Annotated in this window: 12 protein-coding genes and 1 pseudogene; 10 read left to right on the top strand and 3 right to left on the bottom strand. The window is 64.9% G+C overall.

Annotated features, from left to right (window positions below; all coding sequences use genetic code 11):
- Nucleotides 1–642: pseudogene (locus ACNI3Q_RS08150) on the bottom strand (methyl-accepting chemotaxis protein); the annotation flags it as partial.
- Between the two features lie 226 nt (nucleotides 643–868).
- On the opposite strand from ACNI3Q_RS08150, the gene sdhC reads away from it, so the two are divergent.
- The 3 genes from sdhC to sdhA are packed head-to-tail and all read left to right on the top strand — an operon-like array spanning nucleotide 869 to nucleotide 3,432.
- Nucleotides 869–1,240, top strand: coding sequence for a succinate dehydrogenase, cytochrome b556 subunit (sdhC, locus tag ACNI3Q_RS08145; protein ID WP_426275597.1), 372 nt, complete (start codon nucleotides 869–871; stop codon nucleotides 1,238–1,240).
- 3 nt (nucleotides 1,241–1,243) lie between these two features.
- Complete coding sequence (gene sdhD, locus ACNI3Q_RS08140) at nucleotides 1,244–1,630, top strand: succinate dehydrogenase, hydrophobic membrane anchor protein (RefSeq protein WP_260021287.1); 387 nt, start codon at nucleotides 1,244–1,246, stop codon at nucleotides 1,628–1,630.
- Nucleotides 1,630–3,432: a succinate dehydrogenase flavoprotein subunit gene (gene sdhA, locus ACNI3Q_RS08135; RefSeq protein WP_426275595.1), complete on the top strand. Its 1,803-nt coding sequence runs from the start codon at nucleotides 1,630–1,632 to the stop codon at nucleotides 3,430–3,432. The genes sdhD and sdhA overlap by 1 nt, the downstream gene beginning before the upstream one ends.
- 19 nt (nucleotides 3,433–3,451) lie before the next feature.
- On the opposite strand, the gene ACNI3Q_RS08130 is transcribed toward sdhA, so the two are convergent.
- The gene (locus ACNI3Q_RS08130) at nucleotides 3,452–4,459 is read right to left on the bottom strand and encodes an LLM class flavin-dependent oxidoreductase (RefSeq protein ID WP_426275593.1); all 1,008 of its coding nucleotides are present in this window, start codon (nucleotides 4,457–4,459) and stop codon (nucleotides 3,452–3,454) included.
- 96 nt (nucleotides 4,460–4,555) lie between these two features.
- Between ACNI3Q_RS08130 and ACNI3Q_RS08125 the strand changes: the two genes are divergently transcribed.
- From ACNI3Q_RS08125 to zapE, 4 genes are all read left to right on the top strand, one after another.
- Nucleotides 4,556–5,581: a C13 family peptidase gene (locus ACNI3Q_RS08125; protein WP_426275591.1), complete on the top strand. Its 1,026-nt coding sequence runs from the start codon at nucleotides 4,556–4,558 to the stop codon at nucleotides 5,579–5,581.
- 71 nt (nucleotides 5,582–5,652) lie between these two features.
- Nucleotides 5,653–6,219, top strand: a complete 567-nt coding sequence (locus tag ACNI3Q_RS08120; protein ID WP_426275589.1) for an ATP-dependent Clp protease proteolytic subunit — start codon at nucleotides 5,653–5,655, stop codon at nucleotides 6,217–6,219.
- A 148-nt stretch (nucleotides 6,220–6,367) separates the two neighbouring features.
- Nucleotides 6,368–7,153, top strand: a complete 786-nt coding sequence (locus tag ACNI3Q_RS08115) for a succinate dehydrogenase iron-sulfur subunit (RefSeq protein WP_260021282.1) — start codon at nucleotides 6,368–6,370, stop codon at nucleotides 7,151–7,153.
- A 40-nt stretch (nucleotides 7,154–7,193) separates the two neighbouring features.
- Nucleotides 7,194–8,306 carry a cell division protein ZapE gene (gene zapE, locus ACNI3Q_RS08110; RefSeq protein ID WP_426275586.1) on the top strand — a complete coding sequence of 371 codons (1,113 nt, stop codon included), beginning with the start codon at nucleotides 7,194–7,196 and terminating at the stop codon, nucleotides 8,304–8,306.
- A 19-nt stretch (nucleotides 8,307–8,325) separates the two neighbouring features.
- On the opposite strand, the gene ACNI3Q_RS08105 is transcribed toward zapE, so the two are convergent.
- Nucleotides 8,326–9,540, bottom strand: a complete 1,215-nt coding sequence (locus tag ACNI3Q_RS08105) for an NHL repeat-containing protein (RefSeq protein WP_426275584.1) — start codon at nucleotides 9,538–9,540, stop codon at nucleotides 8,326–8,328.
- 227 nt (nucleotides 9,541–9,767) lie between these two features.
- Between ACNI3Q_RS08105 and mdh the strand changes: the two genes are divergently transcribed.
- From mdh to ACNI3Q_RS08090, 3 genes are all read left to right on the top strand, one after another.
- Entirely contained in the window at nucleotides 9,768–10,730 is a 963-nt protein-coding gene (gene mdh, locus ACNI3Q_RS08100) for a malate dehydrogenase (RefSeq protein ID WP_426275582.1), read from the top strand.
- 49 nt (nucleotides 10,731–10,779) lie between these two features.
- On the top strand, nucleotides 10,780–11,670 hold the full coding sequence (sucD, locus tag ACNI3Q_RS08095; RefSeq protein ID WP_426275580.1) for a succinate--CoA ligase subunit alpha: 891 nt from the start codon (nucleotides 10,780–10,782) through the stop codon (nucleotides 11,668–11,670).
- Between the two features lie 197 nt (nucleotides 11,671–11,867).
- Nucleotides 11,868–14,798: a 2-oxoglutarate dehydrogenase E1 component gene (locus ACNI3Q_RS08090; protein ID WP_426275578.1), complete on the top strand. Its 2,931-nt coding sequence runs from the start codon at nucleotides 11,868–11,870 to the stop codon at nucleotides 14,796–14,798.

Below are 14,798 nucleotides of genomic sequence, written 5' to 3'. Positions count from 1 at the left end.
AGACGATGTCTGCGACGCCTGTGCACGCAGGCTGTGGCCTTCATGGCTGGCCCGCTCGACAGTCGAGCCGATGCTGTTGCGGAAATCCGCGGCCAGCCGCTCGCGGCTGACCTGTGCGCTGTACGCGCGATAGCCGGTGTAGATTTCGACCGTGATGTCGCTTTCCAGCGCGGACAGCCGCATCAGCGTGTCGACATGGCGAACCAGATCGGGATCGCCCGCCGGCATCTTCCGCATCAGCACTTCCAGCGCGGTGCGGTCGCTTGCCGAAATCATCGACAGCAGCGCCATCGGCGGCACACCCGCGCCATAGGCGGCGGCAACGGATCGCTCGATCGATTCGATCCAGTCGCGCCGTTCGGTATTCAAAAACCGGTCGCGCAGGAATGCGACGCCCAGGTCGATCATCTTTTCCGTCTCATGGGTCGCCCAGACCCGCTGGTCGGCAAAACAACGCAACCATTGCAGCCAATAGGCCTCTGAAATTGCGCGGATATCCGCTTCAAGCACCGCCCAGACGGCCCGCGCGTTGTCGATCAGCACATGGTCGGTATCGAACACCCGCAGCCGGGCCTCCAGGTCGACCATGGCCGAAATGCTGCCTGGCGTGGGCAGATCGGTTGCGCTGGATGATACGGTCACGTGATCCCTTTCGGCTCCCTTGCAAGACGGAATTTCCGCTCGGCCCGGTGATACCGGCGCAGGAGTTAAAGGCTGGTTAGTCATGGAACGGCGTCATTCGGCTTGAAACCTGCGCGCGCGGCCGTAGATAGGCAACGCAGCATTCAGGGGAACCCAATTGGCTACCGCGCGCCCGAAAAATCGACCGCTTTCACCGCATCTGAGCATCTGGAAATGGGGACCGCACATGCTGGTTTCCATTTTGCACCGCGCCACCGGGTCGGGCATGGCGCTGGTCGGCCTGGCGCTGCTGGTCTGGTTTCTGGCGGCGCTGGCAGGCGGCGAGGAAAGCTATGCCGCGTTCCGCGACGTGTTCACCTATCAAAGCGGCGCGCTGAACGCGCTTGGCTATCTGCTCGGCATCGGCCTGACGGTCAGCCTGTTCCAGCATATCGGCACGGGCGTCCGCCACTGGGTGCTGGATGTCGGCGCGGGCTATGAACTGCGCGGCAACAAGCGCGGCGCGCTGCTGACGATGGTCTGGTCGATCGGCGGAACGGTGCTGTTCTGGGCTTATCTGACGCACGCCCAGTGGCTGCCGCTGATTTCGGGGAAGTAAGATATGGGTACGGGAAGCAGCATCGGCCGCGTGCGCGGTCTTGGATCCGCCAAGGAAGGCGCGCACCATTGGTGGCATCAACGCCTGACGTCGGCGTCCAACCTGTTCCTGATGGTCTGGCTGCTGGCATCGCTTGCCATCCTGCCGGACTTCGGCTTTGCCCGGCTGACGGAATGGCTGGCCTCGCCCTGGGCGGCGGTGCCGATGTTCCTGCTGGTGCTCAGCCTGTTCTATCACGCCCGGCTTGGGCTGCAGGTCGTGATTGAAGACTATCAGAAGGATGAGACGCGGATCGTCTACCTTGTCCTTCTGAACGCCGCGGTGTTTGTCGGAGGGGCCATCGCCTTGTTTTCCATCGCGAAGATCGCATTCACGGGAAGCGCAGACTGATGACCGACAGTTACAAGATCATTGACCACACCTACGACGTCGTCGTGGTCGGCGCGGGCGGATCGGGCCTGCGCGCGACGATGGGCGCGGCCGAGGCGGGCCTCAAGACCGCCTGCGTGACCAAGGTGTTTCCGACGCGCAGCCACACCGTTGCCGCACAGGGCGGGATCGCCGCCAGCCTGGGCAACAACACGCCCGACCACTGGTCGTGGCACATGTACGACACCGTCAAGGGTTCGGACTGGTTGGGCGATCAGGACGCGATCGAATATCTGTGCCGCGAGGCACCCCAGGCGGTGTACGAGCTGGAACACGCCGGCGTGCCGTTCAGCCGGAACGAGGACGGGACGATCTATCAGCGCCCGTTCGGCGGCCATATGCAGAACATGGGCGCCGGCCCGCCGGTGCAGCGCACTGCCGCCGCCGCTGACCGTACTGGCCATGCCATGCTGCACGCGCTTTATCAGCAGTCGCTGAAATACGATGCGGATTTCTACATCGAATATTTCGCGCTCGACCTGATCATGGAAAACGGCACGTGCCGGGGCGTCATCGCCCTGTGCATGGACGATGGCAGCATCCACCGTTTCCGTGCCCATGCCGTCGTGCTGGCCACCGGCGGTGGTGGCCGCGTCTATCAGTCGGCGACCTCGGCGCACACCTGCACCGGCGATGGCAACGCCATGGTCCTGCGCGCCGGCCTGCCGCTTCAGGACATGGAGTTCGTCCAGTTCCACCCGACCGGCATCTATGGCGCCGGCGTGCTGATTACCGAGGGCGCGCGCGGTGAGGGCGGCTATCTGACCAATGCAGAGGGCGAACGCTTCATGGAGCGGTACGCACCCTCGGCCAAGGACCTCGCGTCGCGCGATGTCGTGTCGCGGTCGATGGCTATGGAAATCCGGGAAGGACGCGGTGTCGGCAAGGAATCCGACCATATCTTCCTGCACCTGAACCATATTGACCCCAAGGTGCTGGCCGAGCGGCTGCCCGGCATCACCGAAACCGGCAAGATCTTTGCCGGCGTCGATCTGACACGTCAGCCGCTGCCGGTGGTGCCGACCGTCCATTACAACATGGGCGGCATCCCGACGAACTATCATGGCGAGGTCGTCCATCTGAAGGACGGCAACCCGGACACGGTCGTCCCCGGCCTGTTCGCGGTGGGCGAGGCGGCGTGCGTGTCCGTCCACGGTGCGAACCGTCTTGGTTCCAACTCGCTGATCGACCTTGTTGTGTTCGGCCGCGCTGCGGGCCTGCGGCTCAAGGAGCTGCTCAAGCCCAACGCCCCGCACAACCCGCTGCCGCAGGATTCGGCCGAGCTGGCGATCGGCCGCCTCGACCATTTCCGCCACGCATCGGGCGGCACGCCGACGGCAAAGCTGCGCGGCGATATGCAAAAGGCGATGCAGAAGCACGCCGCCGTGTTCCGCGACAGCGCCCTCTTGGCCGAAGGCGTGACCAAGATGGACGCGCTCTATCAGGGCATGGCCGATGTGAACGTGTCGGATCGCTCGCTGATCTGGAACACTGACCTCATCGAAACGCTGGAGCTGGACAACCTGATCGGCCAGGCGGTCGTCACCATCCGTTCGGCCGAAAACCGCAAGGAAAGCCGCGGCGCGCACATGCACGAGGATTTCCCGGAGCGCGATGACGCCAACTGGATGAAGCACACCATCGCCACCTTCGACGGCTGGGGTGGCAAGGGCGGCAAGTGCGAAATCGACTACCGCCCGGTGCACGACTACACCCTGACGGACGAAATCGCCTATATCGAGCCGAAGAAGCGGGTGTATTGATCCGCGGCGCGGCGGCGGCTCAGGCTGCCGCCGCCTCCCGCGCCTTGCACCCTATGGCCTCTGCCGCGATTGTCAGGCTGCGTTTGCGCGCTGACTGGTCATAGATCGCGCTGGTCAGAATCAACTCGTCCACGCCCGTCCGGTCGATGAACGCCCGCATCTGCCGGGCAACCGTATCCGGCCCGCCAATCGCGCTGGCGCTCAGCACGCCGTCCAGCATCGCCCGCGCCTGGGGCGGCAGGCTGTCGCGATAGCCGGGGACCGGCGGCTTCAGCTTGCCGGGATTGCCGGTGCGCAGCGCAACAAAGCTCTGCTCCATCGACGATGCCAGCAACGCGCCCTCCGCATCGCTTTCCCCGGCAAACAGGTTGAACCCCGCCATGGCATGGGGCGCATCGAGCTGCGCGCTCGGCCGGAAATCGCGGCGATACAGATACAGCGCCTCGTCCAGCATCTGCGGCGCGAAATGGCTGGCAAAGGCATAGGGCAGGCCCAGCGCGGCGGCGAGCTGTGCGCCATAGGTGCTGGACCCCAGGATATAGATCGGCACATCCGCCCCCGCACCCGGCGTCGCGCGGATGCCGGTGTTGCCATCATCGGCGAAATAACGCTGCAACTCGATCACATCGCGCGGGAAACCGTCGGGATCGGCCGTCAGCGTGCGGCGCAGCGCCTGCATCACCCGCTGGTCGCTGCCCGGCGCACGGCCCAGGCCCAGGTCGATTCGGCCGGGATGAAGCGCGGCCAGCGTGCCGAACTGTTCGGCGATCACCAGCGGCGCATGGTTGGGCAGCATGATGCCGCCCGCCCCCACCCGGATGGTCCGGGTCGCGGCGGCGACATGGCCGATGACGATGGCGGCGGCACCGCCCGCCACCCCGGCCATGCCGTGATGCTCCGCCACCCAGTATCGGTGAAAGCCCAGCGTTTCGGCATGAGCGGCAATGGCGGCGGCATCGGCAAGCGCGTCGGCGACGCCCGCGCCCTCGCGGACGGGGACCAGGTCCAGGAACGATAATCGGGTCATGCCTGCCAAGATAGGAACGAATGCCCCGATTTCCAAAGGCTCCTGCCCTTTCAGCCCCCTTGACGCCCCGGTTCCGCGGGGGAAAGCTGGCGACTCATGGGGCATCCACGGATCAGGCGCTGGTCGACAGCCGGGGCGACGCTGCTGGCGGCGGTGTTCGCCGGTTCCGCTGCGCCCGGCCCGCAGGCGGGCTATACCCCGCCCGTCCATACCGGCCTTGCCCAGCAAGGCGTTGCCGCCGCCTCGCCGCAACAGCTTCAATCGATGGCCGATGCCGGGCTGGCCATGGAACGCGCACGACCCGCCGGATGGGCGCTCACTGAATCGCGGCGTCTGGCCGCCGGGGTCGATGCGCTGAAACCGCAGCGGCCCGGCATGGTCGATGCCTATGTCCTCGTCGCCGGGATGGACAGCGATCCCGTGTTCGGGCGGGAGGCGAGAGAGGCAGCACGCGTCCTTGAACGCCGGTATCAGGCGCAGGGGCGAACGATCCTGCTGGCGGGAACGGACGGCACCGGCCCGTCCACCCTGCCCATGGGGTCGCCCGCCAATATCGAATCGGCACTGTCCGCGATCGCCGCGCGGATGGACCGCAAGGAGGATGTGCTGATCCTCTATACGACCAGCCACGGCGCACCCTGGGGCATTGTCTATCATGACGGGGACAGCGGTTTCGGCGCGATTTCGCCGTTCCGCTTGTGGTCAACGCTGGATACGCTGGAAATCGACCGGGCGATGGTGATGATCAGCGCCTGTTATTCGGGCGTGTTCATCCCCCTCCTGTCCAAATCGACGCGCGTGATCGCGACGGCAGCATCCTCGCGGCGGCCCAGCTTTGGCTGTGCGGCGGAAAATGACTGGACCTTCTTCGGCGATGCGCTGGTCAACCGCGCCCTGCGCAAGCCACAGCCCTTTGCCGATGCCGCTGCAGAGGCGCAGGGCCTGGTCGCCGGATGGGAAAAGACCGCCGGGGTGGAATCCAGCGAGCCGCAGCTCTTCGTCGGCGAAGATGCCCGCACCTGGCTGACGGCGCTGGATGCCCGCGCGCCCCGGCTGGCGGGCAAGCCGGTGGGCCGCCCCGCCATGGCGATGCTCGATCAATCCGCGCTTGCGGGCCGCTGACCTCCCGCGCATTTATTCGCCCGATCGCGAACCGGCGGGGAACCCTGCCCGCCACCGCCCGTTCGGCGCGCATGAACCAGTCCCCACATCCCTATCCGCTGTTCGCCCGACCTCACGTCGAGCTTGCCGGCCCCGTCGATCACGCGATGTTCGACCGCTTCCGGCAACAGGTCGATGCAGCGCCCGGCGACGGCCCGATCATCCTGTCGCTGTCCACCCTGGGCGGCGATCCGGAGGTCGCGCGCCTGATGGGGGACGAGGTGCGGATGCTGCGCGATTATACCGGGCGCGAATTGCTGTTTCTGGGCAAGGTCGCGGTCTATTCCGCCGGGGCCACATTCATGGCGGCCTTTCCTGCGGACAAGCGGTTCCTGACGCGCGGCACGCGAATCATGATTCACGAACGCATCCTGTCAAAGACGGTCGATCTGAACGGCCCGCTCAAAACCTGTATCGCCAGCCTGAAGGCGGCGCTGCACGAAATCGAACATTCCATCCGGATCGAGGAAGAGGGGTTCGCCGATCTTGTCGCCGGCACGCGCATCGACCTTGATGACCTGAAAGCCCGCGCCCCGGAAAACTGGTATATCGAGGCAGAGCAAGCCCGCGATCTGGGCCTGGTGCTGGACGTCATCTGATACCGACTGTTCGATTCAATTCCGTTCCATGATCGCAAAATTCGTTTCTGCTGCATTTGCGAGGGCGGCCCGGCTGTTGTAACGCGTGCGGGTCTTGACTGGCGGCGTGCGCTCGCCAGATCGGTACAAACAGCAACGGGAAGTGACCATGGCCGAATTCGCCCTGCCAAAGAACAGCAAGATTAAGAACGAGGGCAAGGTTCACAAGGCGCCGCAAGGCGCCGCCCGCACCAAGCAGTTCAAGATCTATCGCTACGATCCGGACAGCGGTCAGAACCCGCGTTATGACACGTTCGAGGTCGATCTGGACGATTGCGGCCCGATGGTCCTCGACGCGCTGATCAAGATCAAGGGCGAGGTGGATCCCACCCTCACCTTCCGCCGCTCCTGCCGAGAGGGGATTTGCGGTTCCTGCTCGATGAACATCGACGGCAAGAACGCGCTGGCCTGCACCACGGCGATTGAGGATATCAAGGGCGCGATCCGCATCACGCCGCTGCCGCACATGGACGTGATCAAGGACCTGGTTCCCGATTTCACGCATTTTTATGCGCAATATGCGTCGATCAAGCCCTGGCTGCAGACGGTGACGCCGCCGCCTTCGGGCAAGGAACGGCTTCAGTCGCCGGAGGATCGCGCCAAGCTGGACGGTCTGTACGAGTGCATCCTGTGCGCCTGCTGCTCGACCAGCTGCCCCAGCTATTGGTGGAACAGCGACCGGTTCCTCGGCCCGGCCATCCTGCTTCAGGCGTATCGCTGGCTGGCGGACAGCCGCGACGAAATGACCGGCGAGCGGCTGGACGAGCTGGAAGATCCCTTCCGCCTCTATCGCTGCCACACCATCATGAACTGCGCCAATGTCTGCCCCAAGGGGCTGAACCCGGCCCGCGCCATTGGCGAGATCAAGAAGATGCAGGTCGAGCGCGTTCTCTGACGCGCGCCATGCCTGAACGGAATGGATGGGGACCGCGCTGATGAGCGCGGTCCTTTCCGCATATCGCGCCCTGATTGCGGGCGGCGAACTGCGCCCGGACGCCACCCAGGCCGCGGCTGCGGAGCGGCTGGCCGAACTGGCCACGGCGCTGGAGGCGGTGCCGAAACGCGGATCGACCCTGTGGAAACTGCTCGGCCGCCTGCCCGATCCGCCGCGCGGCGTCTATCTGTGGGGCGATGTCGGGCGCGGCAAATCCATGCTGATGGACCTGTTCTTTCAGCATCTGGATATCCGGCGAAAGCGCCGCGTGCATTTCCATGCCTTTATGCAGGAGGTGCATCACCGCCTGCACATCGCCCGCGGCAGTCAGGTGCCCGACCCCATTCAGCCGGTCGCCGCCACCATGTCGGAGGAAGTGCGGCTGCTCGCCTTTGACGAGATGATCGTCAACAATCCCGCAGATGCCGCCGTCCTGTCGCGGCTGTTCACCGCGATGTTCGATCGCGGCGTCACTGTGGTCGCAACGTCCAACCGCGCCCCGACCGACCTGTACAAGGACGGGATCAACCGGTCGCTGTTCCTGCCGTTCATCGACCTTATTCAGCATAAATGTGACGTCGTGGCGCTGAACGGTCCGGTGGATTACCGGCTGGACCGGCTGGGCCGCATCGACACCTGGCTGGTGCCGAACGGACCGGAGGCGACGGCCGCGCTGTCCGCCGCATTTTTCCGCCTGACCGACTATCCGGTCGAGGACCGGGCGAAAGTGCCGGTCGAGGAACTGGACGTGCGCGGCGGCCGCATGCTCCACGTGCCCAAATCGCTTAAGGGCGTTGCGGTATTCAGCTTCAAACGGCTGTGCGGGGAAGCGCGCGGCGCGGCGGATTATCTGGCGGTCGCCCGCCGGTTCCACACCGTCATCCTGGTCGGCATCCCGCGCCTTGGCCCGGAAAACCGCAACGAGGCCGCGCGCTTCGTCACGCTGATCGACGCGCTGTACGAACACAAGGTCAAGCTGCTGGCCGCCGCCGACGCTGCGCCCGAGGAGCTCTATGCCGAAGGCGATGGCCGGTTCGAGTTTCAGCGCACCGTCAGCCGCCTCAACGAAATGCGCAGCTTCGACTATCTGGCCAAGGGGCACGGCGCGGACTGAGCCTGCGCCGACGATCCGGTCAGCGCACGCCCTCGAACACGAATTTCTGCACGCGCCGGCCGGTATTCACCTCGGTCGCATAGATATTGCCCTGCGAATCCGTATCGATGCTGTGCAGCCAGATGAACTCGCCCGCCTGTCGCCCATTGCGGCCGATCGCGCCCAGCACCTGATGCGTTTCGCGCAGCAGGATCCAGATTCGGCCATTCATCATGTCGGCGACATACAGATACTTCTCGTCCGGGCTCATCGCGATGTCAGTCACGGTCCGCGTGCCGCCGGTTTCCGGCGCGATCACCAGGTCGCGGACAAACTCGAACTTGCCGGCGCGCTTGCGGTACAGCTGCGCCCGGTTGTTGCGCCGGTCGCAGACATAATAATGGTCGTCCTTCGTCTTGACGATGCAATGCACGATATCGCCAAAGCTTCTGGACGCCGGATTGGCCCCGCCATCGCCGGTGCTGGTCGCCTGGCTCTGATCGAAATTGCCGGCGCGGGCCGGTCCGGTCGCGGGACCGCCATAGGCACCGAACGCTGCCGTATTCCGGTTGGTCCGGCTGTCGAACCCGATGACCCGCTTGTTCTTGTATCCATCCGCGACCAGCAGCTCGCCATCCTCGTGAAACACGTCCGCCGGATTGCCGAATGTCGTCAGGTCCGCATTGCCGCCGGTCTGCTCGCGCCGGCCATAGGCGCGGATGAACTTGCCGTCGGCGGTAAAGTTCAGCACCGCATGGTCGCCATCGCCATTGCCGCCGAACCACACCGTCTTTGCCTTGTCGACATAAACGCCGTGAATGCTTTTCGGCCATTGGTTCACCCCGTCCAGCACCGGGCCGGTATCGGGCAGGCCCCATCCGGCCAGATACGCGCCCGCCCGGCTGAACCGGACGACCGTAGGTGCCGGCTTGCAGCAGACGGCGATGGGCGGGGTCTGCGCAGCGCCCGTGTCGGTCGGGCCAAGCGAATGGGGGCGGTGGACAACCCACACATCGTCATCGCCGTCGACGGCAACGCCGGAAACCTGCCCCAGCATCAGGTCGGCGGGCAGCGTCGGCCAGGCGGCGTCGACGCGGAACCGCGGCATCGGCACGTCCTTTGCCACCACCACGGTTTCCACCTCGGCCAGGGCGGGCGGGCGGACCCGCGGGGCCGGATCGGCCGCCAGCGCCGCTGCCCCGATTCCCGCAACCATCATGCCCGCACCCAGCAACCCGGCCCGAATCCGCTTCATCCGATCTGTGCTCCCCTGGGAAAGAAGGCACCAGCGTGCCAGAGCGTCGAACACTTGTCACGCCGTCCCTTCGCATCCGCAAAAGTCCTTATTGCACATCATTCGCATATGCAAAGATTTCCCGGATTTTCATGATTCTTTAGTTGCCCCCGCTTATGGATCGGCTTAATGCCCACCCGTTTCCGCGGGTCGTGGAGAGTGCCCGCATGGCCCAGAAAGGGAGACCCATGGCTCGCAAGAAGATCGCGTTGATCGGCGCCGGCAATATCGGCGGCACCCTAGCCCACCTCGCAGCACTGAAGGGCCTTGGCGACATCGTCCTGTTCGACGTTGCCGAGGGTATTCCGCAGGGCAAGGCGCTTGACCTGTCGCAGTGCGGCCCGGTCGAAGGGTTCGACGCCTCGATCACCGGATCGAACGATTACGCCGATATCGCGGGCGCGGACGTCATCATCGTCACCGCCGGCGTCGCCCGCAAGCCGGGGATGAGCCGCGACGACCTGCTCGGCATCAACCTCAAGGTGATGAAAGCCGTGGGCGAAGGCATCGCCGCCAACGCGCCCGACGCGTTCGTCATCTGCATCACCAACCCGCTCGACGCGATGGTCTGGGCGCTGCGCGAATTTTCGGGCCTGCCGCACAGCAAGGTCGTCGGCATGGCCGGCGTTCTGGATTCGGCCCGCTTCAGCCATTTCCTGGCCGAAGAGTTCAAGGTGTCGGTCAAGGATGTGAACAGCTTCGTGCTGGGCGGCCATGGCGACACGATGGTGCCCGTCCTCGAATATTCGACGGTCAGCGGCATCCCGGTCAGCGACCTGATCGCCATGGGCTTTTCGACCAAGGAGCGCATCGACGCGATCGTCCAGCGCACGCGCTCGGGCGGCGGCGAAATCGTCGGCCTGCTCAAGACCGGGTCGGCCTATTACGCCCCGGCAACCAGCGGCATCGCGATGGCCGAGGCGTATCTGTATGACCAGAAGCGCGTCCTGCCCGCCGCGGCGCACCTGACCGGTCAGTATGGCGTCGACGACCTCTATGTCGGCGTGCCCGTCATCATCGGCGCTGGGGGCGTTGAAAAGGTCATCGAAATCAACCTGACGGACGAGGCCAAGGCGAACCTTCAGGTCAGCGTCGACGCGGTCAAGGAACTGCTGGTCGCGTGCAAGGGCATCGACGAGAGCCTGGCCTGACATTAGCGCTGCCCCGGCCATTGCCGGGGAACAAGGGAGCGAAGACTAGATGAGCATCCTCGTCGACAAGAATACCAAGGTCATCACGCAGGGGATGACCGGCAAGACCGGCACCTTCCACACCAGGGCTGCGCTGGATTACGGCACGCAGATGGTCGGCGGCGTGACGCCCGGCAAGGGCGGCACGGTGCATGAGGAACTGGGCTTGCCCAATTTCGACACCGTGGCCGAAGCGGTGGCAAAGACCGGCGCAACCGCGTCCGTCATCTATGTGCCGCCGCCCTTCGCCGCCGATTCGATCCTTGAGGCGATCGACGCCGAAGTGCCGCTGATCGTCGCGATCACCGAAGGCATCCCGGTGCTCGACATGGTTCGCGTCAAGCGCGCGCTGTCGGGGTCGAAGTCGCGGCTGATCGGCCCGAACTGCCCCGGCGTGCTGACGCCGGGCGAATGCAAGATCGGCATCATGCCCGGTTCGATCTTTTCAAAGGGGTCGGTCGGCGTTGTTTCCCGGTCGGGCACGCTTACCTATGAAGCGGTGTTCCAGACGACCAATGCGGGCCTGGGTCAGACGACCGCGGTCGGCATCGGCGGCGATCCGGTGAACGGCACGAACTTCATCGACGTGCTCGAGCTGTTCCTGGCGGATGATGCGACCGAATCCATCATCATGATCGGCGAAATCGGCGGGAGCGCCGAGGAAGAAGCGGCGCAGTTCCTGAAGGACGAGGCAAAGCGCGGGCGCAAGAAGCCGATGGTCGGCTTCATCGCCGGGCGCACCGCCCCTCCGGGCCGCCGCATGGGTCATGCCGGGGCGATCGTCTCCGGCGGCCAGGGCGGCGCAGAGGACAAGATCGCCGCGATGGAAAGCGCCGGCATCCGCGTCTCGCCCAGCCCCTCGCTGCTCGGCGAAACGCTGGTCGATGTGCTGAAGGGGTGAACCTTTAACCCTTCTCCCGCTGGCGGGAGAAGGATACGGAACCTTGGCGCTGCAAGCGCTTAGGTGCAGTTGGATGAGGGTGGCCTTCGCCTCAGCAAGGAAAGCCCACCCTCACCCAGCTTCGACTAAGCCCGGATCAGGTCCGGGCCAAGTCTGCGCAACCCTCTCCCGCCAGCGGGAGAGGGATGGAGGTTGTCATGGGTTACGAAGGTCTGGATTTCGATGCGGTGGCCGGGGTCAGCCCCGCGTTCGTGGAATCGCTCTACGCCAGGTATCGGCAGGACCCCGGCTCGGTCGAACCCGGCTGGCAGGCCTGGTTCGAAGGGCTTGAGGGCGCGGTGTCCGGGCCAAGCTGGCAGCGCAAGGGCTGGCCGCTGACCGAAACCGACGCGCTGACCGCCGGTCTCGATCCCACCCAGATGGAAGCAGCGCCCAAGCCCGCAAAGCCGGGCGCCGCGGCCAAGGCCGCCCCTGCCGCCGCACCGTCGTCGGACCAGATCGCGCAGGCCGCCGGCGATTCGATCCGCGCCATGATGCTGATCCGCACCTATCGCGTGCGCGGGCACCTTGCCGCCAATCTCGATCCACTCGGCCTGTCCAACCGCGAGCTGCCGGACGATCTGAAGACCGAATATCACGGCTTCCCCGACAGCGAGATTGACCGCCCCGTCTATCTGGGCGGCGCGCTGGGGCTGCAGACCGCGACGGTCCGCGAACTGGTCGATATCCTGCGCCGCAATTACTGCGGCAATGTCGGCCTGGAATATATGCACATTGCCGATGTGGAGGAGCGCCGTTTCCTTCAGGACCGGATCGAGGGTCAGGACAAGGCGATCGACTTTACGCCAGAGGGCAAGAAGGCGATCCTGTCCAAGGTGATCGAGGCCGAGCAGTGGGAAAAGTTCCTCGGCAAGAAATATGTCGGCACCAAGCGGTTCGGCCTGGATGGCGGCGAGGCGATGATCCCCGCGATGGAAGCCATCATCAAATATGGCGGCCAGATGGGCGTGCGCGAAATCGTGTATGGCATGGCCCATCGCGGCCGGCTGAACATGCTCGCCAATGTGATGGGCAAGCCCTATCGCGTGATTTTCCACGAATTTGCCGGCGGATCGGCCAATCCCGATGAAATCGGCGGATCGGGCGACGTCAAATATCACCTGGGCTCCAGCACCGACCGCGAATTCGACGGCACGACCGTCCATATGTCGCTGGTGGCCAACCCCTCGCACCTGGAAGCGGTCGATCCCGTCGTGCTGGGCAAGGTGCGCGCGCTTCAAACGATGCGCGGCGACCTTGAGGCGCATGAGCAGGTGCTGCCCGTGCTGATCCATGGCGACGCGGCGTTCGCGGGCCAGGGGATCGTTTGGGAATGCCTCGGCTTTTCCGGCATCCGTGGTTACAACACCGGCGGCTGCGTCCACTTCATCATCAACAATCAGGTGGGCTTCACCACCTCGCCCCAATTCGCCCGTTCCTCGCCGTATCCGTCGGACGTGGCAAAGGGGGTTCAGGCGCCGATCCTGCACGTCAACGGCGATGACCCCGAAGCAGTGACCTTTGCCTGCAAGATGGCGATCGAGTTCCGGCAGAAGTTCCACCGCGACATCGTCATCGACATGTGGTGCTATCGCCGCTTCGGCCATAACGAGGGCGACGAGCCGAGCTTCACCCAGCCGCTGATGTACGCGAAGATCCGCCAGCATCCGCCGGTCAGCGACGTTTATGGCCAGAAGCTGTCAAGCCAGGGCGTGATCGACGCCAGCTTTATCGAGGGCAAGGTGAAGCAGTTCACCGACCTGCTCGAAGACGAGTTCAAGGCCGGTGCAAATTACAAGCCGAACAAGGCGGACTGGTTCGCCGGGCGCTGGTCCGGCCTGTCCGCGCCTGCCGACCCAGAAAGCGCGCGCCGTGCCGTGGATACCGGCATCGATCGCAAGCTGTTCGACAGCCTGGGCCGGACGCTGACCGAGGTTCCGGCCAGCATTCAGATTCACAAGACGCTGACCCGCGTGATCGACGCCAAGCGGCAGATGTTCGCCAGCGGCGAGGGCTTTGACTGGGCGACCGGCGAGGCGCTGGCGTTCGGCTCGCTGCTGTCCGAGGGGTTCGGGGTCCGCCTGTCGGGTCAGGATTCCGGGCGCGGCACCTTCAGCCAGCGGCACGCCGTCTGGGTCGATCAGACCGACGAGCACAAATATGTGCCGCTGATGGAAATCCCGCACGGCAGCTTCGAGGTGCTGGACAGCCCGCTGTCCGAATATGGCGTGCTCGGCTTCGAATATGGCTATGCGCTGGCCGACCCCAAGACGCTGGTGTTGTGGGAGGCGCAGTTCGGCGATTTCGCCAATGGCGCACAGATCATGATCGATCAGTTCATCGCGGCAGGCGAGATCAAGTGGCTGCGCGCCAACGGCCTCGTCATGCTGCTGCCCCATGGCTATGAGGGTCAGGGGCCGGAACACAGCTCCGCCCGGCCGGAACGCTTCCTGCAACTGTGCGCACAGGACAATATGCAGGTCGCGAACGTGACCACGCCCGCCAATTATTTCCACCTGCTTCGCCGCCAGATGCGCCGCAATTTCCGCAAGCCGCTGGTGCTGATGACGCCGAAATCGCTGCTGCGGCACAAGATGGCGGTTTCCCGGACGCAGGACTTCCTGGACGACACGCATTTCATGCGCATCCTGTCCGATCCCAACGGGCCAGCCGATGCCGATGTGAAGCGGCTGGTGCTGTGCACGGGCAAGGTCGCCTATGACCTGATGGAAGCGCGCGACGCGGCAGAGGACAAGCACACGGCCATCGTCCGCATCGAACAGCTCTATCCCTTCCCCGGCGATCCGCTGACGGTGCGGCTGAAGCGGATGGCGAACCTTGAAGAGGTCGTCTGGGCGCAGGAAGAGCCGAAGAACAACGGCTACTGGTTCTTTGTCGAACCGCTGATCGAACAGTGCCTGATCGATGCCGGCGTCAAGCCCCAGCGGCCACGCTATGCCGGCCGTGCGGGCGCCGCATCGCCCGCGACGGGCCTGATGAAGCGGCACCAGCTGGAGCAGGGCGCGCTGATCGCCGATGCGCTGGGCCATAATGTACGCGAAGAAGTCCGCCGGACGCGGAAGGGATAA

This window comes from Sphingomonas eleionomae, assembly GCF_049889035.1.
In the GTDB taxonomy this organism is placed as follows: domain Bacteria; phylum Pseudomonadota; class Alphaproteobacteria; order Sphingomonadales; family Sphingomonadaceae; genus Sphingomonas.
Note: the sequence above shows the minus strand (reverse complement) of the source record. Positions and strands in the feature narration are given on the sequence as shown.